The 25,843-nt window shown below is 71.4% G+C and carries 19 protein-coding genes; 9 read left to right on the top strand and 10 right to left on the bottom strand.

Annotated elements, in window-relative coordinates; genetic code table 11:
- From ABT381_RS19150 to ABT381_RS19165, 4 genes are all read left to right on the top strand, one after another.
- A partial coding sequence (locus tag ABT381_RS19150) for an urease accessory UreF family protein (RefSeq protein WP_351595353.1) occupies positions 1-342 on the top strand: 342 nt, incomplete at its 5' end.
- 33 nt (positions 343-375) lie between these two features.
- Positions 376-1,077: an urease accessory protein UreG gene (gene ureG, locus ABT381_RS19155; protein WP_351595356.1), complete on the top strand. Its 702-nt coding sequence runs from the start codon at positions 376-378 to the stop codon at positions 1,075-1,077.
- Entirely contained in the window at positions 1,074-1,904 is an 831-nt protein-coding gene (locus ABT381_RS19160; RefSeq protein WP_351595358.1) for an urease accessory protein UreD, read from the top strand. Before ureG ends, ABT381_RS19160 begins: the two co-directional genes overlap by 4 nt.
- A 110-nt stretch (positions 1,905-2,014) precedes the next feature.
- Positions 2,015-3,595, top strand: coding sequence for an alpha/beta hydrolase (locus ABT381_RS19165; RefSeq protein ID WP_351595361.1), 1,581 nt, complete (start codon positions 2,015-2,017; stop codon positions 3,593-3,595).
- A 94-nt stretch (positions 3,596-3,689) separates the two neighbouring features.
- On the opposite strand, the gene ABT381_RS19170 is transcribed toward ABT381_RS19165, so the two are convergent.
- A complete protein-coding gene (locus ABT381_RS19170) occupies positions 3,690-4,382 on the bottom strand; it encodes a lysophospholipid acyltransferase family protein (RefSeq protein WP_351595364.1) in 693 nt (230 codons plus the stop codon).
- Between the two features lie 183 nt (positions 4,383-4,565).
- Positions 4,566-5,600 (bottom strand): LacI family DNA-binding transcriptional regulator, encoded by a 1,035-nt coding sequence (locus tag ABT381_RS19175; protein WP_351595367.1) that lies wholly within the window; start codon positions 5,598-5,600, stop codon positions 4,566-4,568.
- Between the two features lie 177 nt (positions 5,601-5,777).
- Between ABT381_RS19175 and ABT381_RS19180 the strand changes: the two genes are divergently transcribed.
- Both ABT381_RS19180 and ABT381_RS19185 read left to right on the top strand, forming a co-directional pair.
- Complete coding sequence (locus ABT381_RS19180; protein ID WP_351595369.1) at positions 5,778-6,659, top strand: phytanoyl-CoA dioxygenase family protein; 882 nt, start codon at positions 5,778-5,780, stop codon at positions 6,657-6,659.
- Between the two features lie 100 nt (positions 6,660-6,759).
- On the top strand, positions 6,760-8,169 hold the full coding sequence (locus ABT381_RS19185) for a sugar porter family MFS transporter (protein ID WP_351595372.1): 1,410 nt from the start codon (positions 6,760-6,762) through the stop codon (positions 8,167-8,169).
- Positions 8,170-8,184: 15 nt separating this feature from the next.
- Here the strand turns inward: ABT381_RS19185 and ABT381_RS19190 are convergent, their stop codons facing one another.
- The 3 genes from ABT381_RS19190 to ABT381_RS19200 form a co-directional block, all read right to left on the bottom strand.
- On the bottom strand, positions 8,185-10,296 hold the full coding sequence (locus tag ABT381_RS19190; protein WP_351595375.1) for an ATP-binding protein: 2,112 nt from the start codon (positions 10,294-10,296) through the stop codon (positions 8,185-8,187).
- Between the two features lie 121 nt (positions 10,297-10,417).
- Positions 10,418-12,556, bottom strand: coding sequence for an ATP-binding protein (locus ABT381_RS19195; RefSeq protein ID WP_351595377.1), 2,139 nt, complete (start codon positions 12,554-12,556; stop codon positions 10,418-10,420).
- 322 nt (positions 12,557-12,878) lie between these two features.
- Complete coding sequence (locus ABT381_RS19200; RefSeq protein WP_351595379.1) at positions 12,879-14,978, bottom strand: SpoIIE family protein phosphatase; 2,100 nt, start codon at positions 14,976-14,978, stop codon at positions 12,879-12,881.
- Between the two features lie 289 nt (positions 14,979-15,267).
- On the opposite strand from ABT381_RS19200, the gene ABT381_RS19205 reads away from it, so the two are divergent.
- Positions 15,268-15,816: an SsgA family sporulation/cell division regulator gene (locus ABT381_RS19205; RefSeq protein WP_351595382.1), complete on the top strand. Its 549-nt coding sequence runs from the start codon at positions 15,268-15,270 to the stop codon at positions 15,814-15,816.
- 130 nt (positions 15,817-15,946) lie between these two features.
- Positions 15,947-17,611 carry a sigma factor gene (locus ABT381_RS19210; RefSeq protein ID WP_351595385.1) on the top strand — a complete coding sequence of 555 codons (1,665 nt, stop codon included), beginning with the start codon at positions 15,947-15,949 and terminating at the stop codon, positions 17,609-17,611.
- A gap of 61 nt (positions 17,612-17,672) precedes the next feature.
- On the opposite strand, the gene ABT381_RS19215 is transcribed toward ABT381_RS19210, so the two are convergent.
- Positions 17,673-18,089, bottom strand: coding sequence for a winged helix-turn-helix transcriptional regulator (locus ABT381_RS19215; protein WP_351595388.1), 417 nt, complete (start codon positions 18,087-18,089; stop codon positions 17,673-17,675).
- Positions 18,090-18,188: 99 nt separating this feature from the next.
- On the opposite strand from ABT381_RS19215, the gene ABT381_RS19220 reads away from it, so the two are divergent.
- Positions 18,189-19,046: an SDR family oxidoreductase gene (locus ABT381_RS19220; protein ID WP_351595391.1), complete on the top strand. Its 858-nt coding sequence runs from the start codon at positions 18,189-18,191 to the stop codon at positions 19,044-19,046.
- 39 nt (positions 19,047-19,085) lie between these two features.
- On the opposite strand, the gene ABT381_RS19225 is transcribed toward ABT381_RS19220, so the two are convergent.
- From ABT381_RS19225 to ABT381_RS19240, 4 genes are all read right to left on the bottom strand, one after another.
- Positions 19,086-21,080, bottom strand: a complete 1,995-nt coding sequence (locus tag ABT381_RS19225) for an ATP-binding protein (protein WP_351595393.1) — start codon at positions 21,078-21,080, stop codon at positions 19,086-19,088.
- 214 nt (positions 21,081-21,294) lie between these two features.
- Entirely contained in the window at positions 21,295-22,284 is a 990-nt protein-coding gene (locus ABT381_RS19230) for a PP2C family protein-serine/threonine phosphatase (protein ID WP_351595396.1), read from the bottom strand.
- A gap of 232 nt (positions 22,285-22,516) precedes the next feature.
- Positions 22,517-23,320 carry an SDR family NAD(P)-dependent oxidoreductase gene (locus tag ABT381_RS19235; RefSeq protein ID WP_351595399.1) on the bottom strand — a complete coding sequence of 268 codons (804 nt, stop codon included), beginning with the start codon at positions 23,318-23,320 and terminating at the stop codon, positions 22,517-22,519.
- Positions 23,321-23,616: 296 nt separating this feature from the next.
- Positions 23,617-25,464 (bottom strand): ABC transporter ATP-binding protein, encoded by a 1,848-nt coding sequence (locus tag ABT381_RS19240; protein ID WP_351595439.1) that lies wholly within the window; start codon positions 25,462-25,464, stop codon positions 23,617-23,619.
- Positions 25,465-25,843 lie beyond the last annotated feature (379 nt).

A 25,843-nucleotide genomic window follows, 5' to 3' on the forward strand; every position in this document is an offset into this window, starting at 1 on the left:
GCCGCGGCCCGGCCGCGCGGCGCCCACCAGCCCGTAGTCCTCGGCCTCGCCGCGCGCTCGGCGGGCCTGGGCCCGGAGGACGCCGCGTACGCCGTCACGTACGAGACCGTCAGCGGCCCGGCCACCGCCGCCGTACGGCTGCTGAGCCTGGACCCCTTCGACGCGACGGCGGTCCTCGCGCGCCTCGCCCCCGACCTGGACGCGGTCGTGGCCGAGGCCGTCGCGGCGGCGGCGCGCGTCCCGCAGGACGGGACCGGCGCGCTGCCCGCCCGCTCCGCACCGCTGCTCGACATCACCGCCGAGCAGCACGCGGCCTGGCCGGTACGGCTGTTCGCGTCCTGACCCACCCACTTATTGCACGATCACGGAGTTCGTATGCACCTCGACCACGATCTCGACGAGAAGTTCCCCCACCGCCACACCTACAGCGCCGCGGCCCCCGAGCGCGCCGACGGCACCCGCCGCGCGCTGCGCATCGGCCTCGGCGGCCCGGTCGGCTCCGGCAAGACCGCCACCGTCGCCGCGCTCTGCCGCGCGCTGCGCGACGAACTGTCCATCGCCGTCGTGACGAACGACATCTACACGCGCGAGGACGCGGAATTCCTGCTCCGCGAGGCCGTACTGCCCCCGGAGCGGATCACCGCGGTCGAGACCGGCGCCTGCCCGCACACCGCCATCCGCGACGACATCTCCGCCAACCTGGAGGCCGTGGAGGACCTTGAGGAGGAGGTCGGCTCCCTCGACCTGATCCTCGTGGAGTCCGGCGGCGACAACCTCACCGCCACCTTCTCCAAGGGCCTCGTCGACTTCCAGATCTTCGTGATCGACGTGGCCGGCGGCGACGACATCCCGCGCAAGGGCGGCCCCGGCGTCACCACCGCCGACCTGCTCGTGATCAACAAGACCGACCTCGCCCAGTACGTCGGCTCCGACCTGGAGCCCATGGCCCGCGACGCCAAGGCGCAGCGCGGCGACCTCCCCGTCGCCTTCACCTCCATCAAGGGCGAGAACGGCGTCGCGCCGGTCGCCGACTGGGTCCGCGCGTGCCTCGGCCAGTGGACCGCGGTCCCGGCATGACCCTCGCGCCGCCACCGCCCACCGCCGCAGTACTGGCGGACGCTGCCCCAGCGCCCGCCGCACGGCAGCTGCGCGCCACCGCCCGCATCGCCGCGGTCGCCGACCCGTACGGCGTCTCCCGGCTCCCCGTGCTGGACGGCGACGGGCCGCTGGCGCTGCGCCGGCTGCGCTCGCACGACGCGGCGGCCCGGGTCTGCGTGGTCGGCGCGATGAGCGCCCCGGTGGGCGGCGACCAGCTGCGCATCGAGGCGCGCGCCGGGGCGGGCAGCGACCTGCGGGTCACCGCGGCCGCCGCGACCCTCGCGCTGCCCGGCCACCACCCGGGGACGGCCCGCTACGACGTGGCGCTGGACGTGGCCGACGGGGCGCGCCTGGACTGGCTGCCCGAGCCGCTGATCTCCGCGGCCGGCAGCGACCTGATCCAGACCACCACCGTCGACCTCGCGCCCACCGCCCGGCTGCTGCTCCGCGAGGAGCAGGTGCTCGGGCGGACCGGCGAGGTCACCGGACGGCTCACCGCCCGGCTGACGGTCCGGCGCGCCGGCCGGGTCCTGCTGGACCAGGAGACGGCGTACGGCCCCGGGGTGCCCGGCTGGGACTCCTCAGCGGTGCTCGCCGGACACCGTGCCGTCGGCCAGCTGCTCGTCGTCGACCCGGCGTACGAGGAGCGGCCCGTAACGGTACGGACCCTGGAGGCGTCCGACGGCCCCGGTCAGGCCGTGATCACGCCGCTCGCCGGGCCCGCCGCGCTGGTCACCGCCGTCGCACCGGACGCACTGGCCGTCCGGCGGCTGCTCGAAACGGCCGCAATTCCTACGGGTTGGTAAAGAAATAGCCGTCCGGTCTTTTCATCGGACGGGCGTACGAGACAGGATCCCCCTGCAGCTCTGTGATCATCGCCGCCACAAGTGGCGCACCATGCAGGGGGAACACCTACGTGAGACGAAAAGCAGCGTTCGGCGCCGCCGGGACCGCGGTTGCCGGCGCACTCATAGCCGGCGCCATCGCCGCCACACCCGCCAGCGCGGGCGTGAACCACCAGCGCGGCTCCGCCGAGGACCGCGGCGTGCAGACCGCCGCGGCGCGCGCCGCCAAGGCCGGTATCGACTGGCAGACCTGTCCCAAGGACTGGGGCCTGGACGCCCCGATCCAGTGCGGGTTCGTGACCGTGCCGGTCGACTACGCCAAGCCGGACGGCAAGAAGATCAAGATCGCGGTGGACCGTGCCAAGAGCACCGGCACCAAGGACGAGCGCCAGGGCTCGCTGATCTACAACCCCGGCGGCCCCGGCGGCTCAGGGCTTCGCTTCCCCACCCGGGTGACCACCAAGAACCCCATCTACGCCAACATGGCCAAGGCGTACGACTTTGTAGGCTTCGATCCGAGGGGCGTCGGCCACTCCGCCGCCATCTCCTGCATGGACCCGCAGGAGTTCGTCAAGGCGCCCAAGGCCGACCCGGTGCCCGACGACGAGGCCGACAAGCTCGCCCAGCGCAAGCTCGCCAAGGAGTACGCGGACGGCTGCAAGGAGCGCAGCGGCGCCCTGCTGGCGCACATGACGACGCCCAACACCGCCCGTGACCTGGATGTCGTCCGTGCGGCGCTGGGCGACAAGAAGCTCAACTACCTCGGCGTGTCCTACGGCACCTACCTCGGCGCCGTCTACGCCACGCTCTTCCCCGACCACGTGCGCCGGATGCTCGTCGACTCCGTGGTGAACCCCTCGCGCGAGAAGGTCTGGTACGAGGCCAACCTCGACCAGGACATCGCCTTCGAGGGCCGCTGGGGCGACTGGAAGAAGTGGGTCGCGAAGAACGACGCGACGTACCACATCGGTGACACCCCCGAGAAGGTCCAGGCGCAGTGGGAGAAGCTGCGCGCCACCGCGAAGAAGTCCCCGATCGGCGGCCAGGTCGGCCCGGCCGAGCTCACCGGCTTCTTCCAGAACGCGCCGTACTACGACTCGATGTGGGCGCCGGTCGCCAAGGCGTGGAGCGCGTACCTCGCCGGTGACGAGAAGCCGATCGTCGAGAACGCGGCCCCCGACATGAGCGACAAGGCCGGCAACATCTCCTCGGAGAACGGCAACGCGGTCTACACGGCGGTGGAGTGCAACGACGCCAAGTGGCCCACCAGCTGGCAGCGCTGGAACCGCGACAACACCCGGATCCACCAGCAGGCCCCGTTCATGACCTGGTCCAACGCCTGGATGAACCTGCCCTGCGCCACGTGGCCGGAGAAGCAGCAGACCCCGGTGAACGTCAAGACCGGCAAGGGCCTGCCCGGCGTGCTGATCGTGCAGAGCACCCGCGACGCGGCGACGCCGTACGACGGCGCCGTCGAGCTGCACCGCCGGCTGGCCGGCTCGCGCATGATCACCGAGAAGGACGCCGGCTCGCACGGCGTCACCGGCCTGGTGAACCCGTGCGTCAACAACCGCGTCGACGCGTACTTCGTGGACGGCAAGACCGACGCCAAGGACGTGACGTGCACCCCGCACGCCACCCCTAAGCCGTAATCGGCGAGGCGCGACAGCGCATACAGGACGGGGCGCCCGGGGACATCCCGGGCGCCCCGCTTCGCGTGCGTCACGGCCTGCCGGCCCGCTTGCGTTACTGCCTGCCGGCCTGCTGCTGCGCGGCCTTGGCGTCGGCCGCGTACACGTCGACGTACTCCTGGCCCGACAGCTTCATGATCTCGTACATGATCTCGTCCGTGACGGCCCGCAGCGCGGCGTGCTCGGAGGTCATGTTCGCGTACCGGGAGAAGTCCATCGGCTCCCCGAAGCGGATCGTGACGCGCATGGCGCGCGGCAGCCGCCGGCCGGTCGGCTGGGCCTCGAACGTGCCGATCACCGCGCACGGCACCACCGGCGCCCCGGCCTCCAGCGCCATCGCGGCGACGCCCGTACGGCCCTTGTAGAGCCGCCCGTCGTGCGAGCGGGTGCCCTCCGGGTAGATGCCGAGCAGCCGGCCCCTGCGGAGCACGTTCACCCCCGACCTGATCGCGCCCTGCGACGCCTTTCCGCCGGACCGGTCCACCGGGATCTGCCCGATCCCGCGGAAGAACGCGGCGGTCAGCCGGCCCTTGAGGCCGGGCCCCGTGAAGTACTCGGCCTTGGCCAGAAAGGTGACTCTGCGCGGCACGATCGCGGGCATGACGAAGTGGTCGGCGAAGGAGAGGTGGTTGCCGGCGATGATCGCCGCCCCCTCCTCGGGAATGTGCTCCAGCCCCTCCACCCGGGGCCGGAACACCGCTCGCAACAGCGGCCCCAGAACGACGTACTTGAGCACCTGATAGAACACGTGCTGACCCCTCCCTCTGCCGACCCTGCCGTCACTGACGTCTACGCAGGTCAGCTGTGCCGTAAGGGTCAGAAGTGTAGATGCGGGTGTGGTCGGGTGTAACCACTTACAACCGGACTAATGCCGACTTGCTGTCGACCTCCTGACGGCCTGTCAGTGAAGAGAGGTTTGACGCCTGGAGGCTCAGCGTAGGGCACTGCGCCGTGGCCCCGGGGCGGTGGTTTCGCGTTCCAACAGCCGGTGGCGGGCGACCACTTGGCGTGAGGGGCTGGTGGTGAGCCGGCCGTAGATGCGGTCGGCGAGCAGCTGCAGCGCGCTCTCGGCGATGTGCTGCTTGTCGGGGGCGACGGTGCTCAGGCAGGGCGTGCTGTACCGCCCGTCCTCGATGTCGTCGAAGCCGATGACGCGCAGGTCGCGCGGGACGCGCAGGCCCCGCGAGAGGGCGGCGCGCAGCGCGCCGAGCGCCAGCTCGTCGGTGAAGCAGAAGACGGCGTCGGGTGGTTGGGGCAGGTCCAGCAGCGCTTCCATCGCACGCCGGCCCTCGGCGCGGTGCAGTGAGGCCACCGCGGCCTCCAGCCCGGCATCGGGCTCCAGGCCGGCCTCGTGCAACGCCTCGCGGTAACCGCGCAGCCGCAGTTCGGCCGTACCGTTGCGCAGGTCCGGCTGCAGGCCGAGCGCCGCGGGCCGGCGGGCGCCCCGGGCGATGAGATGCCGGGTCGCCTCCCGCGCGGCGGTGACGTTGTCGATCGCCACGTGGTCCGCGGTGCCCTTGGGGTCGATCTCGCCCAGTACGACGACGGGCGCGGGGCCGGAGCAGGCGCCGATCTCGGCGGGTGACAGCGCCCACGGACTGATGATCAGGCCGTCCACGGCATGGCCCTCGACTCCGGACAGCAGCCGGCGTTCCCGGTCGGCCCGGCCGGCCGTCTGGTCGATGAGTACCGTCCAGCCGCGCTCCTGGGCCGCGTCGATGAGCAGGCCGGCCAGTTCGCCGAAGTAGGGCGAGCCGACTTCCGGTATGGCGAGCCCGATCAGTCCGGTGCGCCCCTGCCGCAGGTTGCGGGCGGCGAGGTTCGGGCGGTAGCCGGTCTGCTCGATGGCGGCCAGCACGCGCGCACGGGTGGCCGGTGCCACGGAGGCGGAGTCGTTGACGACGTTCGACACCGTCCGGACCGAGACGCCGGCGAGGGTGGCCACGTCTTTGAGCTTCGCTCCCACCTGCTCCTCCTCCGGGATGTGGGCCGGCCGATCGTCTCACGTCCCCGGGAGCGTCCGGAAGCCGGAAAAAATCTTGCCGCGCACTATTGCAACGTTGCATTCCACGTTGCAATCTAGCGCAGACACGCCACGGCGCAGACACCCCACGCCCTCCCACCGACGCGAGGAGTAGTACCGATGCCCGAAACCGCCACGTCCCCGGCCCGCGACCTCGTTTCCCCCGCACCGGCCACGACTGCGAAGCCCACCGCTACGGAGATCGGCAGCGCCGTGCGCGAGCTGTACACCGACGGCATCACCGCCCGCCGGTCGGCCTTCCCCGTCGAGTTCGCCGACCGGCTCCGCGAGGACATCGAGCGGGCCTTCGACGAGGCCCGCAACCGTCCCGGTGGTGCCGTGGGCCGCGGCCCCAACCGGTACTACGTGGAGATCCACCCCGAGCAGCTGCGCGACTTCGCCGAGCTGGCGGACCACCCCTGGGTGCGCTCGGTGTGCGAGGCCGTGCTCGGCCCCGAGTACCGCATCGTCGAGCTGGGCTTCGACGTCCCCCTGGAAGGCGCCGTCAACCAGCCGTGGCACCGGGACTTCCCCTCTCCCGCGCCCACTCGCGAGGAACACCGGCTGACCTCGCTCGCCTTCAACGTCACCGCCGTCGACACGGCGGAGGACATGGGCCCCTTCGAGATCGCCCTGGGCACCCAGTGGGAGACGGGCGCCGACTTCACGCACGAGATGTTCCCGGACAAGGCCGACTACGCGCGCTACGAGGCGCGGGCGGTACGCAAGTACCCGCGGCGGGGCGACATCTCCGCCCGGTCCGCCCTGACGATCCACCGCGGTACGACCAACCACTCGGCCGTCTCCCGGCCCGTCCTCGTCCTCGGCGTGGACGCCCCCGGCGCAGGCAACGACGCGCACCACAACATGGCCGTGACCCGCGCCTACTGGGCCGCGCTGCCCGAGCGCGTCCGCGATCACCTGGCGGCCCGCGTCGTGGACGAACTCCAGCCGGTCGTCCAGCAGCACACCATCGAAGGACTGGTCATGGGCGACGCCTGACCACCGGCACAGGCTCGCCCCACCGGGCCGGCACCTCGCGGCCCACCCGGCCGGCTCTCCACGGCCCCCGACCGAACCGACCAACTGGCGAAGGAACCCCGTGACCGTGCTCGAACCGGCCGGCAGCGCCGCCGCCCGGCCCACGCCTCCACGCACCGGACGGCCCGCCCTGCTCTACGCCGTGGCCGCGATCTCCGCCCTGGGCGGACTGCTCTTCGGCTACGACACCGGCATCATCTCCAGCGCCCTGCTGGACCTCGGCCGCGATCTGCACCTCTCCACCCACTACCGCGAGGTGGTCGTCAGCGCCATCCTCGTGGGCGCCATGGTGGGCGCCCCCGTCTCCGGTGTGCTCAGCGCCCGTTGGGGCCGGCGCCCCGTCGTCATCGCCGTGGCGGCCGTCTTCGCGCTCGGCGCGCTGGCCTCGGCCCTGGCGCCGTCCGCCGCCGCGCTCACCGTCGCCCGGCTCGTACTCGGCCTGGCGGTCGGCGCCGCCTCCAACACCGTGCCCGTCTACATCGCCGAGACCGCCCCGCCGGCGATACGCGGCCGGCTCATGGTCCTCTTCCAGCTCATGGTCGCCATCGGCCAGCTGATCTCTTACCTCGTCGGGTACGCGCTGGCCGGCCCGGGCGGCTGGCGCTGGATGTTCGCGCTCGCGGTCATCCCCGCCCTGGTCCTCGCGGCCGGCATGCTGCCGCTGCCCGAGAGCCCCCGCTGGCTCGTCGGCCGCGGGGACCACGAGCGCGCCCACGCGGTACTGGCCCGGCTGCGCGGCCCGGACGCCGACATCGCCGCGGAGGTCGGGGACATCGCCGCCCTGTGCCGGGCCGGGAGCGACGCGCCCCGCGGCCTGCGCGCCACCGCAGCCGTCCTGCGTGCCGGTCGGCTGCGCCCCGCTCTCCTCATCGCCCTCGGCATCGCGGCGTTCTCGCAGCTCACCGGCATCAACGCCATGGTGTACTACGCGCCCACCCTGCTCACCGACGCCGGTTTCGGCGGCTCCGTCGCCCTGCTCACCGGCATCGGGATCGGCGTGATGCTCGTCCTCGCCGGCATCACCGGCGCGCTGTCCGTGGACCGCGTCGGCCGCCGCCGGCTGCTGCTGTGGCTGATGCCGGCCTCCGGCGCGGCCATGGCCGTCCTCGCCCTCGCCTTCCTGATGCCGGCCTCCGGAGTGCAGCGCTGGACGGTCGTGCTCGCACTGTTCGCGTACATCTTCCTCAACGGCGCCGGCATGCAGACCGTCGTATGGCTGCTGGCCCCCGAGGTGCTGCCGCTGTCCGTCCGCGGCCCCGCCACCAGCCTGGCCACGACCACCGTCTGGGGCTTCGACCTGCTCATCGCCGTCACCGCACTCACCGCCGTGCAGACCTTCGGCCTCACCGCCACCTTGCTGACGTACGCCGTGATGAACGGCCTGTGCTGGGTGTTCGTCCTGCGCCGCGTCCCGGAGACCCGTGGCCGCACGCTGGAGGACATCGAACGCACACTGCGCCCCACCAGGTGACAGACGGCGAAGCGGCTACTCCGTGTGCCGTAGTGCGTGGTCGAGGGCGTAGGCGATGCCGTTGTCGGTGTGGGTTTCCAGGCCGGTCGCGAACTCCTTCTCGTACGCCGTGTCGCCGATGGCATGCCGGACTCGGCGCTCCGTGGCCTCGCGGGCCGCGACGAGCCCGGGCATGCCCAGCTGCGGCCGCCCCAGGGTCAGCCAGACCTGCTGGGCGATGCCGAGCAGCCGGGCCGCGTGGTCCCCTCGGCCGGTGGCCGCGGCCGCCGAGGCCAGGACATCGATGCCCATGGCGATCCCCAGGCTGTCGTGCAGCTGCGCCTTGCCCTCTACGGCGGCACGGGCATGGGCGACTGCCTCGTCCCACCGGCCGAGGCCGAGCGCGGCCACCGCCCGTACGTGATCACCCCACGCGTGCGTCCACCGCTCGCCGCGAGCCCCGCACTGCGTACACACCGCATCCGCCAGGGCCGCCGCTGCCTCGTACTCCCCGAGCTGGGTATGGGTGAACGCCCAGCCCACCCGATGGATCAGCCAGGCCGCTTCGTACCCGCCCTCGCCACCGGGGGAGTCCGGCGCCGCGCGGAACACCTCGACGGCCCGCCGCGCGTCCCCTTGCAGTACCAGGCGTACGCAGTCCAGATAGGCCACGGCGAACGGCGCGGTCGGGTCGTCGGCTTCTTCGACGCTCTCCCGGAACTCCTTCACCAGCCGCGCGAGGGCATCGGCATCGCCCTGCGCGACGGCCGTGAGGCCACCGGCCCAGAGGGCCTTGGCGCGCCGTGGGCCCGGTTCCCGGCAGAGCTCCAGAGCCCGCTCCAGGTAGTGGCGGCCCTCGCGCGCGTGCCCGCACGCGAACCAGAAGAACCACAGCGACCCGGCCAGGTCCAGCGCGCTGTGGTCTGCCGGCTCCGCCAGGCAGAAGTCCAGAGCGGCCCGGAGGTTGTCGTGCTCGCTGCTGAGGCAGTCGTACCAGGCGAGTTGATCCGGCCCCAGCCACGCGGCGTCGCCGGCCCGGGCCAGCCGCACGTAGTGGTACCGGTGCCGGTTCCGCAGCGCGTTCTCCTCGTCCAGCGCGCGCAGCCAGTCGGCGCCGTATTCACGGATGGTGTCCAGCATCCGGTAACGCTCACCGCCGCCCGTCGGCTGCCAGGCCAGGATCGATTTCTCCGTCAGCGCGTCCAGCAGGTCCGGGACCTGTTCACCCGGGAGATGCTCATCGGCGCAGACCGTTCGGGCCGTTTCGGCGTCGAAAGTGCCGGCGAAGACGGACAACCGCGCCCACAGCAGCCGCTCGGCCGGGCTGCACAGCTGGTGACTCCAGCCGATCGCGGTCCGCAGTGCACGGTGCCAGGGCGGGTCGGCGCGGGACGTGGTGTCGTCGGTGTCGCCCAGTACGGCGAACCGGTCCTCCAGCCGTGCTGTCAGCTCCCGTACGGGCAGCTCGCGCAGCCGGGCCGCGGCCAGTTCCAGGGCCAGCGGCAGCCCGTCCAGCCGCTGACACAGCCCCAGCACATCGGCCCGGTTGGCGTCGGTGACCGTGAAGCCCGGTACGGCCTCGGCGGCTCGTTCGGCCAGCAGCGTCACCGCATCCGCGCTGTCCGCCTGGATATCGGCGCTGTCGGGAACCGGCAGCGGCTCGACCGTGAGCACCTCTTCCCCGGGCACGTCCAGGACGCGGCGGCTGGTGGCCAGGATCCGCAGCTGCGGGGCGGCCCGCAGCAGCACCTGGACCGTCAGGGCGACCGCGTCGGTCAGATGCTCGCAGGTGTCCAGTACGAGAAGGAGTCGCCGGTCGGCGAGGTAGTCGGCCAGTACGTCGATCATCGGGCGGGTGGTCCGGTCGACCAGTGGCAGCGCCTCGGCGATGGTGTGCGGCAGCAGCGCGGCACTGGTCAAGGGCGACAGTTCCACCAGCCAGGCGCCGTCCGGGAAGTGCGGCTGCAGTTCGACCGTGGCCGCCAGCGCCAGTCGCGTCTTGCCCACCCCGCCGACACCGGTCAGTGTCACCAGTCTCGACCGCTCACACAGCTCCCGCACCTCAGCCAATTCCGCCTCACGGCCGATCAGTCGCGTGGTCCGCACCGGCAGATTTCCCCTGCGGTGCTGCGGCTCATCTGTCTTCATAACTGCTTTCGTCTGACAACGGACAGGAGGCGGCAGATCGTAATGGATTTAAATGGCCGTTTTGTTTCCGGAGCAGCTTGTTCCCGGAGCAGTGCGTGTGCTGCGGATGAGGGCGTCGGAGTCAGCCGGTCGGGCCGTGCGGCTGCGTGGTCGACCCGGTCCCGCTGAGCGCTTGGGTGATGCCGGTGCTCAGGTCGGTGGCGTAGCCGGTGCGAAAGGCCGTGTCGTAGGCGGCCTCGCCGAGGCTGTCGCGGGCCTGCTGTTCGCAGGACCGGCGGGCGGCGACCCATTCCGGAACGCCCGCCTGTGGCAGGCCGAGGGTGTCCCAGACGTGCTGGGCCAGCCCGAGGAGCCGAGCAGCCGCCTCGCCCTGCCCGGCGGCGCCGGTGGCGACGGCGAGTACGTCGAGCGAGAGGCCGATGCCCAGGCGGTCGTGCAGCCGCTGTTTGACTTCCAGGGCCGCCCGGCCATACCGCTGTGCGGCTTCGGGGCAGCCGCGGGCCAGTTCGGCATGCGCGCGCATGACGTCGCCGTAGGAGCGCTGCCAGCGCTCGCCGTGCCGATCGCACTCGGTGCGCATCGCCTCCAGCATGGCGATGGCCTCCTCGGTGCGGTCATCGGCGGAGAGCACATGGCCGGCCATCACGCGGGCCAAGAGCCTGGGCAGCGTGAGCGGACCGTCGAGTTCACCGTCATCTCCCGAGGTGACGGTGAGCAGGTGCTCCGCGAGAGACCACGCGCGCGCCCGGTCGCCGACCATCGCCGCCACGCACAAGGCGGCGCCCAGGGCGGCGTTGACCGCTTCGGTGTCACCGAGCTGTTCGGCCGCGCTGACACACTCGTCGGCCCAGGTCTGGCCGGCCGCGACATCGCCCTGGCACAGCAGGACGAAGCTGCACGCCCACAGGGCCTTGTCACGTGCCGGGCTCGGCACGGTGTCGAGCGCGAGGGCCTGTTCCAGGTAGTGCTGGCCTTCCTTGAGGTAACCGCAGGGATACCAGAAGAACCACAGCGCCCCGGCCAGCTCCAGGGCGGTCCTGCCCTCCTGCTGGGCCAGCGTGAACTCCAGGGCGGCACGGAAGTTGTCGTGCTCGCTGGTGGTGCGGTCGTACCAGTCGAACTGGGCGGGCCCGATCCAGGCGGCATCACCCCGGCGGGCCAGAGCCAGGTAGTAGTCCCGGTGGCGTCGCCGCATCCGGTCCTGCTCGCCCAGGCGGCGCAGCCAGTGGGCGCCGTACTCGCGGAGGGTGTCCAGCATCCGGTAACGCTCACCGCCGCCGGTCGGCGCCCAGGTCAGGATCGACTTTTCCCCCAACGCGCCCAGCACGGCGGGAATCTGCTCATCAGGGAGGTGCACACCGGCGCACACCTGCCGGGCCGCCTCGACGTCGAAGCTTCCCGCGAAGACGGACAGCCGTGCCCACAGCAGCCGTTCGGCCGGCGTGCACAGTTCGTGGCTCCATCCGATCGCGGTGCGCAGTGCCCGATGCCATGGAGGGTCGGCCTCGGTCATCGCGTCGGTGGTGTCGCCCAGCACGGCGAACCGGTCGCCCAGCCGCTCGATCAGCGTGGTCACCGGCAGTTCCCCCAGCCGCGCCGCCGCCAGTTCCAGCGCCAGCGGCAGCCCCTCAAGACGCCGGCACAGGCGCAGCACATCGAGCCGGTTGGCGGCGGTCACCGCGAAGCCGGGCACCACCTCGGCGGCCCGCTCGGCGAGGAGTACCACGGCATCCGCCTGCTCGCTCTCGCCGGCGGTATCGGTATCCGGCACCGGCAGCGGCTCGATCACCGCCACCTGTTCCTCGGCCGTGCCCAGCGGGCGGCGGCTGGTGACGAGGATCCGCAGCCCCGGCGCGGCCGCCAGCAGTACTCGGGCCGACGCGGCGCACGCATCGGCCACATGCTCGCAGGTGTCCAGCACCAGCAGCAGTTCGCGGTCCGCGAGGTAGTCGGCGAGTACGTCGAGCATGGGGCGGAGGATCTGGTTGGGCATCGACAGGGACTGGGCGATCGCGTGGGGCAGCAGCACGCTCTCCTGCAGCGGTGACAGCTCCACCCACCACGCGCCGTCCCGGAACGACGGCTGCAGCTCGGCCGCGGCCCGCAGGGCCAGCCGGGTCTTGCCCACCCCACCGACGCCGGTGAGGGTCACCAGCCGTGAACGCTCGAACAGCCGCCGGGTGTACGTGAGTTCCGCTCGACGCCCCACCAACTCCGTTGTCTCCATGGGCAGATTCCCGGCCCGCCACTCATCCGTCACGACCGCCACACTCCCGTTCCGCGCTGCGCCACTCGCCGAGAGAGGGGAAATCGCTCCGCGACGGTGAGCAGAGGTGTATGTCCGAACTGATCACCGGCCTGTGCCAGCGAGGCACAGACCGGCACAACGGAGCGCCTGGGCCCGGCGAGGGCATGCAGCGGCGCGCCCTCAGCCAGGTTTAGCAGATCGCGGCGGAGAGCCCGGCCTGTTCGGTCACTTGCCCCAAGGCGGTGGCAGCATTCCGACGCGACGCGCGACCCTTGAGGCCGTCGTCACGGAGCGTGCGTGCAGTCGTTGTCATGGAGCGTGCGTGTGGTCGTTGTCATGGAGCGTGCGTGTGGTCATGGGCGAGCGGTTGGGCTTGTGCGATCAGGAGGGCGACGTCGTCGTGGTCGTCGGGTTGCCGCAGCGTGTCCAGGAGCCACTCGCAGGTTGCCTCCAGCGGCCGGTGCTGTTGGTCGAGGGCGTGCAGGAGGGTGTCCAGGCGCTCGTCGATGGGGTGGTGGCGCGTCTCGACGAGGCCGTCGGTGTACAGGACGAGCCGGTCACCGGGGCTGAGTGCGAAGGCGATGGTGCGGAAGTGTTCTCCGCCGACTCCGAGCGGCGCACCAGCAGGCAGGTCGACCAGTTCGGGGGGCTGCCGGCCGGGCATACGGACGGGCGGCAGGTGACCGGCGTTTGCGATGTGACACTCGGCGCGGTGCGGGTCGTAGACGGCGTACAGGCAGGTGGCGATGTAATGCTCCAGCCCGCAGGTGATCTTGTCGAGATGCTGGAGGACCTCGTGCGGGGGCAGGTTGAGGTCGGCGTAGGCACGTGTGGCGGTGCGCAGCCGTCCCATGGTCGCGGCGGCGTCGATGCCGTTGCCCATCACGTCACCGACCACCAGGGCGGTCTTGTCACCGGTCAGGGGGATGACGTCGTACCAGTCGCCGCCGATCTCGCTGGAGGCCTGCGCGGGCTGGTAGCGGGAGGCGACCTCCAGGCCGGTGAGATGGGGAGGGTGGCTGGGCAGCAGGCTGCGCTGAAGGGTTTCGGCGGAGTTGCGCACGCTCTCGTGCCAGCGGGCGTTGTCGATGGCCACGGCTGCCCGCGAAGCCAGTTCCCCGGCGAGGATCACGTCGTCTTCGGCGAACGGGAGCGGATTGCGGGCGCGCAGAAGGTCGAACGCGCCGATGACCTCGTTGTGGGCGATCAACGGCACCGCGAGGTAGGAGTGGACACCGGCGCGGGCCAAGGCGGCCGCGGCCTCGGGGTCGCGGGCGATCCGCAGCAGATCGTCTCGCTGCGCATGGGCCACCAGGAGCGGCTTGCCGGTGTGAACGCACTGGGTGACCAGGCGGTCCGTGCCGTACGCGGCGACCTCGCCGACCGCGTCCATGGCGGCGGTGGCAGCAGTGGGGTAGGCAGCGGCCACCGCGAGCGCACGGAACACCTCCGGTCCCTCGTGGGAACCGGTGGTGCGGCGGCAGGCCAGGACAGCGTCGAGGACGTCCACCGCCGCGACGTCCGCCAGCTCGGGGACCGCGACCTGCGCCAGTTCCCGTGCGGTCTGCTCCACCTTCAGCGTCGTCCCGACCTGCGCGGAGGCGTCGGCGATCAGGGCCAGTCGGCGCCGGGCCCGCTCCGCCTCGGCCGCCGCCCGGTGACGTTCGCTGACGTCCACGACCGTGTTCGCCACACCGATCGCCCGCCCGCCGGGGCCCTCGATGCGGTAGTACGACACCGACCAGGCATGGTCGGTGTCCGGGTCGGCCATGGTGCGGCCCACGACGCACTGGTCGATCAGTGGCGTGCCGGTGCGCAGGACCTGCCGCAGTGCGGATTCGATGGTGCAGGCGTCGAGGAGCGGCAGGATGTCATGGGGGCGACGGCCGAGGTGGTCGGCGGCGGGGATGCCGTTGATGCGTTCCAGCGCGGGGTTGGTCAGGAGATACCGCAGATCGGTGTCCAGCAGTGCGACGCCGACGGGCGCCTGCGACACGAGGTGCTCGGACAGCGCCAGCTTGGTCTCCACCCGTTGCAACGTGGTCCGGTCCGCGGCGATGCCCAGAACGTAGACGTCGCCGAGGTCGTCCAGCAGCCGCATGTTGCGGAACTCCACCAGCCGCGTACTGCCGTCCTTGTGCCGGATGGGGAACGCACCCGCCCAGCCCGCCTCGCCGCCCAGCACCTCGGCAAACAGCCGCATCACCTGCTCACGGTGCTCGTCGCGGACCAGCAGCCGGGCCGCGTACCGGCCCAGCGCCTCCTCAGCGGTGTAACCGAACACCTCGCCGGCCTGCGGGCTCCAGAACACGATCCGCCCACTGCTGTCCAGGACGACCGCCGAGACGCTGAGCAGGTCGAGCAGCTCGCCCGGCGGCACCGGCCACTCCTGGTGGTCCGGCCCCTCCTGCGCGAGCGATCCGTCTGCAACCATCCCGCCTCCCTCCCCGGCGGTGCCCAGGGCCCTGTGCGACGAGAGCCGTCTCCTCCATGCTGCTCCTGCGCCGGGCAACGCACGAGTGGAGCCGTGGGCGACCTGGATCGTGTCTTTCGCGACCGCACCGCACCGGTGCCGCGCCAACCCGTGTGACGCACGCCGACCCGTGTGACGTATGCCATGGGGACGTTGCGTAATGAACACAGGCTCACCCCGGTCTGTTCGGTACAGCCGCCCTCCCGGCGGCGAGGAGTACGCAAATCGAGCAGGCGCAGTGGAGTGTGTGATGCGGCAGACAGTGATGCGGCGTGAGGTGCTGATGGACCTGGTGATCTCCCCGGAGCAGCGGGTTCCGGTGCCGGCGGAGTTCATCTACGACACCCGTGACCCCGTGGCGGTCGGCATGACGGTCCACATCACCCCGCAGCGTCCGATGACGTGGTGGTTCGCCCGGGATCTGCTGGCCGAAGGCATCCATTGGCCGGCCGGATGCGCGGACGTCAGGATCTGGCCCGCCTGCCGGGCCGGTCACCACATCGTGTGCATAGCCCTGGCCGGCGTGGACGGGCATGCCCTGCTGGAAGCCTCCGCCGACCGGCTGCGCCCCTGGCTGACCAGCACCTACCAGGTCGTGCCCCGCGGCCGCGAAGCCGATCGGCTCGCCCTGGACGACGCGCTCCACCACCTCACCAGCCCTTACGCCGAGCCGGCCCGAACAGACGAAGCCCGACCCCGGACCGCTCGCCCGCGTGGCTTCCGGCTCCTCGCCCGGCTCAGAACGCTCCTGACCGGCAAGCGCTCACGCCCCGACCCGCCACGTCATCCGGAGCGCTGAAACCTGCCCGCCGGCCGGATTGTTCGGCGAGTCACTGTGGTCGGAACACCAGGGCTTCACCACGCGCGTTGCCCGTGCGGCCTGCGCTCTCTACGCTGACTTGCGACCGCTGTCCTGCCGCCGTCGGCACGTGCGCGCGCGTACTGCCGAACGGCGCCAGTACGCGCGCACGTACGTCGAGCCGGATCCGCACGAGGAGTACGCCGCCATGCCCGACGCCGCCGAAGACACCCTCGCGTCGGCCGCGCCGCCCCGTACGAAGACGGCGACGGAGAGGGAAACGGAAGCGGGGCCTGGAGAGACCACCGGGCCCGGCACCGAGGCATCCCTCAGCACCGGGGCCGAGGAGTCCGCCGAGGCTGCCGCGACCGCCTACGCCCATGTGTACGAGAAGGAACACGCGCGGCTCGTCGCGTACGCTCGCACGCTCGCCTCCAACGCCTGGCTCGCCGAGGACCTGGTGGCCGAGGCCCACTTCCGGGTCTGGCGGCGCATCCGGTCCGGCGCCCGCATCGACAACGTACCGGCGTACCTGCGCACCACGATCAAGCATCTCGCCGCCACCGTCGGCGCCGCCGAGGCCCGCGAGGTACCGCAGGACCCCGGCAGCGAGCACGAGTGGCCGCAGCAGGCCGACCGGCCCGGCGGCGGTGACCCGCAGCAGCGCGTCGCCTACGTCGGGCTGCTCTCGCAGGTACTGGACCAGCTGCCGGAGCGCTGGGTGACCGCCCTGTGGCTCTCGGAGGCCGAGGGGCAGCCGCTGGAGACCGTCGGTGAAGCCATCGGCGCGGGCAGGAACGCGACGGCCGTGCTGCTGCACCGGGCACGGGAAGGCATGCGGCAGGCGTTCCTGCGCGCCCTGCCGGGGCAGCCCGACGAGGCGAAGTGCTCCGCGCACTGGGACCGGATGCCCGCGTTCGTCCGGGGAGAGGCGACCCCGAAGCAGGCCGAGGGGCTGCACGAGCATGTCGACGGCTGTGCCGACTGCCGTGCGCGAGTCGCACAGCTCACCGAGGCCAACCACCGGCTGCCCGCGCTCACCGGGCCCGCCCTGCTGGCGCTGGTGGCCGGCGGCGGCGCCAAGTTCCTGCTGCCGCTGCTGGGCGCGGCGGGCGCCGGGGCCGGGGCGGCCCATTCCGGCGCCGGCGGGCACGTGGGCGGCAGTGTGATCCGCTCCGTACGGCACCTGCTCCGCGGGGACGTGAAGCAGGCCGGACCGGCCGGAGTGGCCGCGGGCGTCGCGGTGGTCGCGGTCGCCTGCGCGGCGGTGGCGGCCGGCCTCGGCCTCACCGGCAGTGACCAGCCGACGCCCCGGCACGGTGCGGTGTCCCAGGGTCCGGAAGCACCTCCGCGGAGCGAGGGCGGGGGCACGGGCGGCGGCGGGGGTACGGGTAGCGGCGCCGCCCCCGCGAAGCAGGCGGCGACCGAGAAGAGGCAGGCGACCGAGAAGAGGCCGGCTCCCTCACCGAGCTCCCGCACGGCCTCTGTCTCCGTGCGCCCGACGCCTGCCGATCCCGCGCCGCCGGCTGCCCTGGCCCCGCCCCCCACTGACAAGCCCACGCGTACCGCGCCGCCCGCATCGCCTCCGCCGCCCGCACCGGACAACCCGGCCACCTCCCGGCCTTCCTCGGCCGCCCCCCGGCCTTCATCGCCTACGCCCGAACCTCCCGGGACGACCGCAACGCCGCCTGCCGACCCGTCGCCCACGGACAAGCCGACCCAGGACGTACCTCCACCCTGGCAAGACGGCGGCCCCGGCAAAGCCGGCGATCATGCCTCCCCGCCGCGCGACTGATCGCGACTGATGAGGCCGAGCAAGACCGGTAGCGTCGAGCCGGGGCCCGCTGTGTCGGCTGTTATGGCCGGGGCCCGGCCTTGGCGTTCTTGGTCTCGTCGTAGGCCGCGCGTGCGGCCAGTACGTCCGGCACCCGCTTCTCGACCCAGCGGGCCAGCGCCGACACCTGGTGGGCGGCCTCCACACCGAGTGGGGTGAGGGAGTAGTCGACACGCGGCGGGATCACCGGGTACGCCTCGCGGTGTACGAGTCCGTCGCGCTCCAGCGTCTGCAGGGTCTGGGCGAGCATCTTCTCGCTCACTCCGCCGACGATGCGGCGCAGCTCGCTGAACCGGTGCGTGCCGTCGAGCAGCGCGGCGAGCACGAGCACGCCCCAGCGGCTGGTGACGTGCTCAAGGATCGGCCGCGAGGGACAGTGCGCGACATTGACGTCCGGTGCCCTGCCCTGCAGGGCTGCGACCTCTTCACTTACACCCATGCCCTTAGCTTACTTGAAAGTGCGTACTTACCCAGAGAAAGTACCGCCCGTACGGTGAGTGTCCAGGACACGTGATCAACGAGTACGGGAGTAATCGAGATGCGCATCGTCGTCACCGGAGCCACCGGGCAGCTGGGCCGCCTCGTCATCGAGGAGCTGCTGGCCAGGGTGCCCGCCGAGCAGGTCGCCGCAGTGGTACGCGACCGGGCGAAGGCGTCCTCCATCGCGGCGCGCGGCGTCGAGATCCGCGTGGCCGACTACGGCAAGCCGGAGACGCTGGCGGGGGCCTTCCGGCCGGGCGACGTCGTCCTCTTGATCTCCGGCAGCGAGGTCGGGCAGCGCACCGCCCAGCACACCGCCGTCATCGACGCGGCGAAGGCGGCAGGCGTGGCACGGCTCGCGTACACCGGCGTGCTGGGCGGCCCCACGGCCGACTTCCGGCTCGCGGACGAGCACAAGGTCACGGAGCAGGCGATCCTCGACTCCGGGCTGACCTACACCTTCCTCCGCAACGGCTGGTACAACGAGAACTACACCGCCCAGATCCCCACCCAGCTCGAACACGGGGTGGTGGGCAGCGCCGGTGACGGCCGTGTCGGCTCCGCCGCCCGCGCCGACTACGCGGCCGCCGCGGCCGTGGTGCTGACCACCGAGGGCCACGACAACGCCACGTACGAGCTCAGCGGAGACGACGCCTGGACCCTGGCGGAGTACGCGGCCGAGCTGTCCCGCCAGTCCGGCAAGGAGGTCGCGTACACCGACCTGCCCGCCGAGGACCTCAAGGCCGTACTCGCGGGCGCGGGCGTACCGGACGCGATGGCCGAAATCCTCGTCGACGTCGACACCTCGGCCATCCGACGCGGCCTGCTCCAGGGCGGCAGCGGCGACCTGAGCCGCCTGATCGGCCGCCCGACGACCCCCATCGCCGACAGCATCGCCACCGCGCTGAAGGACTGAGCCCCAAGCCCCTCGCGTTCAGAAGGCCCTCACCCACACCTAGACGAGGCCTCGGACAAGCAGTTGGTCCACCTCGGCCAGTGCCCTGGCGACCGCCTCGTCCAGCGGGAGCCGGATGCCGTGTTCCACGGCGGCTGCGTACTGGTCGTCGCCCAGGGCCTTGCGGGTGAGGGCGACGGCCGCCTCGTGCGGGGCGTTGAAGTACGCGGATCCGAAGAGCGGCAGTCCGACCTTTCGCCAGATGCGCCGGGCCGCGCCGTGCAGCGTGGCGGCCGGGAGGCTCTGGCCGCTGGAGGCGCGGAACAGCGCGATGAGTTCGATGGGCAGGACCACGCCGACCAGGTCGCGGAACTCGTAATTGATGGTCAGGCACTCCTTCGCCAGCTTCGCGGCCTCGTTGTGCCGGCCCGCGGTCCAGGCCGCGTAGGACAGGACGTAGAGGGCGTATGCCTTGGCCCAGCGCTCGCCGTGTGCCTCGCAGACGGAGCGGGCGTCCGTGCAGAGGCCGACGGCGGTCTCCAGGTCGCCCTGGAAGGCGAGCGCCATGCCGAGCTCGATCTGAGCCATCATCACATTGCTGTTGACTTCGTCGAGTTCGGCATAGCGGGCGAGCGAGGACTCGAAGAAGGCCTGAGCCGCGCGGTGTTCGTCACGCATCAGGGCGGCGCAGCCGAGCCGGTGGGTGGCGTACGCGTACGCGGCGTCGTCGCCGGTACGCAGCGCCTGTGACCGGCATTCGGTGAGCATGGCCGTGGCCTCCTCCGAGTCGCCTTGGAGGATGGCGACGTACCCGCCGACCCAGAGCACCTTGAGCCGCTCGCGGGTGGGGTCGGGCGCGAGGGCGCGGGCACGGTCGAGCCAGTAGCGGCCGTCGCCGAGCAGACCGCAGCCGACCCAGTAGAACCAGAGTGTCCCGGCGAGCCGCAGACCGGCCTGCTCGCGGCCCGGGGTGGACAGCGCGAAGTCGAGGGCGGCGAAGAGCTGCGCGTGCTCGCGCCGGGTGGCGCGGAAGACGGCGGCCTGGCCGGGGCCGAACCAGTCCCGTTCCCCCTGCTCGGCGAAGGCCTGGCACCAGTCGAGGTGGCGGGCGCGCTGGGGCAGCTCCTCGCCGAGGCGGCGCAGCCACTCGGCGCCGTACGCACGTACGGTATCGAGCTGATGGAACCGCTCGCCGTCCGGTCCTTCCTCCCGGACCAGGAGCGATTTCTCGGCCAGCCCGGTGAGCAGATCGCCGATCTCCGCCTTCTCCAGGGTGTCGTCGGTGCATACGTGCTCCACGGCCGCGCGGGAGAAGTCCCCGATGAATACGGAGAGCCGGGCCCACAGCAACCGCTCGTGCGGGCGGCACAGTTCATGGCTCCAGCCGATCGCCGTGCGCAGTGTGTCGTGACGGAAGCCGCTGCGACGCGGTCCGGCCGGGGCGTCGGCGGCTTTCTCGTCGACGAGGAACTGGAAGCGGTCGTCCAGGCGGTCGAGGAGGTCCGCGAGGGTTTCGGTTCGCAGCCGCCCGGCTGCCAGTTCGATGGCGAGCGGAATGCCGTCGAGCCGCGCACAGATCCGCTCCACGATCGTCCTGTTGCGGCCGGTCAGGGTGAAGCCGGGGCACGCGGCGAGGGCGCGCTGCGCGAACAGGGCCACCGCGTCGTCCGCGACGGGCAACGGTTCGATGGGATAGGTCTGTTCGCCGGGGATGCCGAGGGGCTGCCGACTGGTGACGAGAAGGTGCAGCCGGGGGGCGGCGCGCAGGAGCAGGTCCGCGAGGTTCGCACAGGCGTCTACGAGGTGTTCGCAGGTGTCGAGGACGAGCAGCAGGTGCTTGGTACTGAGGTGGTCGGCCAGCACCTCCTCCAGGGGCCGGGTCGTATGGTCGGTGGGGCGCAGTACCGTGGCGACCGCGTGCACCAGCAACTCGCTGTCCTGCAGCCCGGAGAGCTCGACGAGCCAGGCGCCATCGCGGAAGCCGTCCGCGCTCTCGGCGGCGGCGCGCAGCGCGGTGCGGGACTTGCCGACACCGCCGATCCCGGTCAGTGTCACCAGACCGGCTTGCGTCAACGCCCGCGCCAGCACGGCGAGTTCACGGTTGCGGCCGATGAAGCCCGACTTTTCCGTAGGCAGACCGCCAACCACAGCCGCCTCATCTCAGCTATATGAATGCCTCAGCTACATGGGTGCCTCAGCGATATGGACGTCTCAGTGATAGGGAAGGCTTTTCCAAGGACGGACACGGCCATGGCATGCCCGTTGGTCGCTACCGTATCGGCCTCGTCGGACTCTCCCGAAGCGATTGGCGCATTTCGGTCCGGGCTTGGCGCGCACGTGCCCGAACTTCTCCGAAGTCGATGAGTAGAAGCGCGGCATCGTCGCCCAGTTTGCCCATCGAGTAATGAATGAGGTCGTCGGTGAGGGCGTCGAGGAAGGTTCCGGGATCGTCGTCGTACAGGACCGCCGCCCGCTCCGCGAGAGGGTAGAAGACCCCTCTGGCGTCGCGGGCTTCGGTGACGCCATCCGTGTAGAGCAGCAGCCGGTCATTGTCGGCCAGCGGTACAGTGCTCGCCCGGCACCAGTCGTCCTGGAGGCCGAAAAGGCCGAGCGGCGGCGACGGCGGGAGAACGTCCACGAAGGTGGCGCGACCGGCGCGCAACAGCAGCGGTGGCGGGTGGCCGCAGCAGACCAGCTCGACGCTTTCCCGCCCCTCGGCGGCCTCGATGAACAGGCCGGTGACGAAGTCCACGCCGCCGTCCCGGCGGGCGAGGACCGTGTCCATGCGCTGGGCCAGCGCGGACAACCGCTTTTCGTGCTGGGCCATGTTGCGGAAGGCGCCGAGGGTGTCCATGGCGGTCCCCACCGCCGACAGGCCCTTGCCCATCGCGTCGCCGATGAACAGCCGTACGCCGAAGGGTGTGTGAACGGCGTCGTAGACATCCCCACCGACGAGCGCCCCGGCCTGGGCGGCCTCGTAGCGGACCTCGGTGCGCAGTCCTCCGATCCGGCCCGGCAGCGGCCGCAGCATCTCCCGCTGGACCGCTTCCGCCACCGACCGCAGCGCTCTGAGGCGCCGTCCCTGGCGGCGGATGATCACCATGGAAACAGCTGCCAGCGCCGCCACCAGTGTCATACAGACACCGGCCGGCACGGCGCCGGAGGCTTCGCGTGCGAGCGTGAAAAGAATGGCTGCGACACCCACACATGCCGCTGCGGGGAAATGCCAGGAACAGTCCCGAGGAGCTTTCATCGCCATGCCAGCTCTATCAGCCGATGTGTCGCCCGGATCCTAGGGCACAGGACGGGTGGGGTCGGTGCCTTTTTTCGTACGAGGACATGAAACAACAGCCCGAGTCCGTTTCCATGTTCGGATTCTCCGTCGCCGGTGCACCGATGTCCGAGAATCACGCCTCCACTGACCCGAACGGACAGCCGACCCCCATTCCGCGCCGACCGCTCATACGCCTCTTGGCCGTCCGTGTGTTCCTTTACATTCCCAGGCCGCCGTCGACCGGAAGGCCCGCGCCGGTGACGAACCGGGCCGCGTCGGAGGCGAGGAAGACCACCGCATCGGCCATGTCGGCGACCTCACCGAGCCGACCGAGCGGGGTGCGCCCGATGACATCGCCGACGGCCGCTTCCGCGCTGGGCCACAGGCCCAGATCCATCATGTCCTGCGCGAGCTGGGTGCCCATCGCGGTGGGCACCAGGCCCGGGTAGACGCAGTTGACCCGTACGCCGTAATCGAGCTTGCCGGACTCCAGCGCGGCCACCCGCGTCAGCCGGTCGACTCCGGACTTGGTCGCCGCATAGCCCCCGATGCCGGGGAAGGGGATCGTCGCGGCCACCGACGAGACATTGACGACCGCGCCGCCGCCCCCGGCCGGACCGCCGGGGCGCATGGCCCGGAAGGCATGCTTGATGCCGAGCGCGACCCCGAGGACGTTCACGTCCAGCATCTCGCGGACGGCCTCCCGGTCGAGGTCGGCGATCAGCCCCGAGGCCAGCACTCCGGCGTTGTTGACGACGATGTCCAGGCCACCGAGCTCGGCGACGGTCCGCCCGACGGCCGACTCCCAGCTCGCGTCCTCGGTCACATCGAGGGGGACGAAGTCGACCGTGGCACCGGACTCGCGCAGTGACGCTGCGGTCTCCCCGCCCGCCTCCTTCCGCACATCGCCGATCATGACAGCCGCACCGGCCCGGGCCAGCGCCTCGGCCATACCGGCTCCCAGCCCCTGCGCACCGCCCGTCACCAGCGCCGTTCGCCCGGTCAAGTCATATGGCGTCATGCAGCCTCCTCCTGGGGGCGGCCCTGCGACGACGAGGGCCGCAGGGCCCAACGGCGTGATGCCGGCATGCATCGGCCATCGGCCTGATTGGCTTGGTGCAGCGCATCGTAGGAAGCCGGAAGGCCACTTCCGGGCGAATTCCCGATAAGGCGTACGCGGGCGGTCGCGGATTGGTAGTAGAGCGCCTGCCGGAAGGAGATACGGTCAGGCGCTCACACTCACGCTCACACTCGCCTGCCCGCTACCGCTCCGGGACTCGTCGCAGCTCCGGGAACCGTTACTCGCTCCGGGAACCGTTACTCGCTCTGGGGCGCCCCCGAAGTGACCTGGTAGGAGAGCAACTGTTGGAAGAGTCCTGGTTGTTGGGCCAACTCCTGGTAGGTGCCCTCCTGGGCGATCCGGCCGTCGTCGAGGACCACGATCCGGTCGGCGACGGCGACGTTGGTGATGCGGTGGGTCACCAGCAGCACCGCCCGATCCTCGGCCAGGTCGCGCAGCCGCTGGAAGATGCGGTATTCGGCCCGGGGATCCAGATTCGCCGTCGGCTCGTCGAGCACCAGCAGCCCCGCATCGCGGAAGAAAGCCCGCCCGAGGGCGATGCGTTGCCACTGCCCACCGCTCAGTTCCTCCCCGTTGAGCCATTCGCGGGCCAGCAGTGTGTCCAGACCGGCCCCGAGCCTGTCGACGACCTCGTCAGCGCCGGCGGCCTCGCACGCCTCCCGCACCGCCGCGTCTCCCCGCGAAGTGGGCTGCCCGAGAGTGATGTTCTCGCGCACTGTCAGCGGCCAGTGCGCGTAGTCCTGCGGCACCAGGGCCACTTGCTTCCACAGTGCCTCCGGGTCGGCATCGCCGATGGCGGTCCCGTCCCACAGCACCTGTCCCTCGGTGGGCAGGTACAGGCCGCTGATCAGCTTCGACAACGTCGACTTGCCCGACCCGTTGAAGCCGACCAACGCCACGACCTCACCCCGACGCAACGTGAGCGAGACGTCGGTGAGCGCGTTGCGGTCCTTTCCGGCGTAGCGGTGGGAGACCGACTTGACCTCGATGTTCTTCGGCGGTTGGGGCTGGTGCGTGCCGCGTCGCATCCGGAAGCCCCCGGCCTTGTCCAGGAACCCGTTCCAGTCGTCCATGTACAGCCCCGTACGCACAGCACGAGCCCCTACGCTCACCAGGCCACGTACCGACTGGCCCACCGTTTGCAGGGCGAAGACCGCCGTACCCGCGTGCCCGACGCTGATCCGGCCGGTTGCCAGCAGCCAGACCACCGCCGCCCACACGATCGCCGAGCCCAGGCCCCCGCACAGAGCGCCGACCAGGGACATGCGGGCTCCCTGGTCGGCGGCGGCCCTGTCCTCGCGGTTGATCCGGGCGACGGTCTGCCGGTACCGGCCGGACAGGAACCCGGCCATGGTGCCGGCGCGGATCTGGTCGGCGGCCTCCTTGGTGTAGATGTGCCAGCGCAGTACCGCCAGCATCCGGTTGTCGCCGTTGCTGCGCAGATTCGCCAGGTAGCGCACCCGTGCGGCGCTGACCTGGGCCACGGCCTGCGGGAGGCTGGCCGCCACCAGCAGGGGCAGCAGCATCGGGTGCACCCCGGCCAGTACCACCGACCCGGCGAGGAACGAGGCGGCCGAGGCGATCAGGTCCTGGCCCTCGTCGACCAGATCTCCGGTGACTTGCGCGCCCCGGTCGGCGGCCTCACGGTCGCGGTTGAAATCGGGTTCGTCGTAGGCGCACAGCTCCACCTCGGCGCAGCCCGTGAGCAGCATCTGCTCGGCTTCCCGCGACATCAGCGGACCCAGTCGGGAGGAGAGCCAGGTGACGGTGATGCCCAGCAGTGCCCGTACGCCGGACGTGCCGGCCAGCAGTGCCACGGACGGCCACGCCTCCAGGAGCCGGTGGTAGACGTCGCCGCTCGCCAGCAGTGCGGTCAGTGTGCCGCTGATCGCGACCAGCCCCATCGCCTGCATGACTCCTGCGACCGCCTGGCACAGCAGGAGGCCGACCGTCGCGGCCCGGTCCACCTGCCAGGCGAGCGCGAGCGACCGGCGTACCAACTGCGGCAGCCGCTTGGCCATGTCGAGCAGCCGGATCGATTTGCCGGCCGCCTCTCGGCTGCCGGTCAGATCCACGTACCGCATCTCGGCCCGAGGGGCAGTGGGGGTCTTGCTGACGTGGGCCTCGTCTGCTCGTTCGCTCATGCTGACCACGTCGTTTCGAGACGTGATGGGTAGTGCCTCCAGACGTCAACACGGCGCCGCACTGTCGCCGCGGCGGCCGGCGCGGCGAGGTTGACCCGTTCGATTCTGATGGAGGCAGAGGCAGGGACGGGAGTAAGAGTCATGGTGTCCTCCGGATGGGTGCGCGAGGGGTACTGGTGCTCTAAGAACAGAGCCACAAGAGGTGCCGTTATGGGTAGTTGCTGGGCGGATGTTCTATGAGGTGACGGTCCGCCCGTTGTGATGGGCTCATCGGCTTCCGGGGGCATTCGAACGGAGTGGAGCCACTCGGGCGGGCTGA

Source organism: Streptomyces sp. NPDC000151 (assembly GCF_040301705.1).
In the GTDB taxonomy this organism is placed as follows: Bacteria; Actinomycetota; Actinomycetes; order Streptomycetales; family Streptomycetaceae; genus Streptomyces.

Bases quoted from the DNA above. Each gene is read 5' to 3' on its own strand.
- ureG (WP_351595356.1), top strand. From the start codon at position 376: ATGCACCTCGACCACGATCTCGACGAGAAGTTCCCCCACCGCCACACC.
- ABT381_RS19160 (WP_351595358.1), top strand. From the start codon at position 1,074: ATGACCCTCGCGCCGCCACCGCCCACCGCCGCAGTACTGGCGGACGCT.
- ABT381_RS19180 (WP_351595369.1), top strand. From the start codon at position 5,778: ATGCCCGAAACCGCCACGTCCCCGGCCCGCGACCTCGTTTCCCCCGCA.
- ABT381_RS19190 (WP_351595375.1), bottom strand. From the start codon at position 10,296: ATGAAGACAGATGAGCCGCAGCACCGCAGGGGAAATCTGCCGGTGCGG.
- ABT381_RS19200 (WP_351595379.1), bottom strand. From the start codon at position 14,978: ATGGTTGCAGACGGATCGCTCGCGCAGGAGGGGCCGGACCACCAGGAG.
- ABT381_RS19205 (WP_351595382.1), top strand. From the start codon at position 15,268: ATGCGGCAGACAGTGATGCGGCGTGAGGTGCTGATGGACCTGGTGATC.
- ABT381_RS19215 (WP_351595388.1), bottom strand. From the start codon at position 18,089: ATGGGTGTAAGTGAAGAGGTCGCAGCCCTGCAGGGCAGGGCACCGGAC.
- ABT381_RS19220 (WP_351595391.1), top strand. From the start codon at position 18,189: ATGCGCATCGTCGTCACCGGAGCCACCGGGCAGCTGGGCCGCCTCGTC.
- ABT381_RS19230 (WP_351595396.1), bottom strand. From the start codon at position 22,284: ATGGCGATGAAAGCTCCTCGGGACTGTTCCTGGCATTTCCCCGCAGCG.
- ABT381_RS19235 (WP_351595399.1), bottom strand. From the start codon at position 23,320: ATGACGCCATATGACTTGACCGGGCGAACGGCGCTGGTGACGGGCGGT.
- ABT381_RS19240 (WP_351595439.1), bottom strand. From the start codon at position 25,464: ATGCGGTACGTGGATCTGACCGGCAGCCGAGAGGCGGCCGGCAAATCG.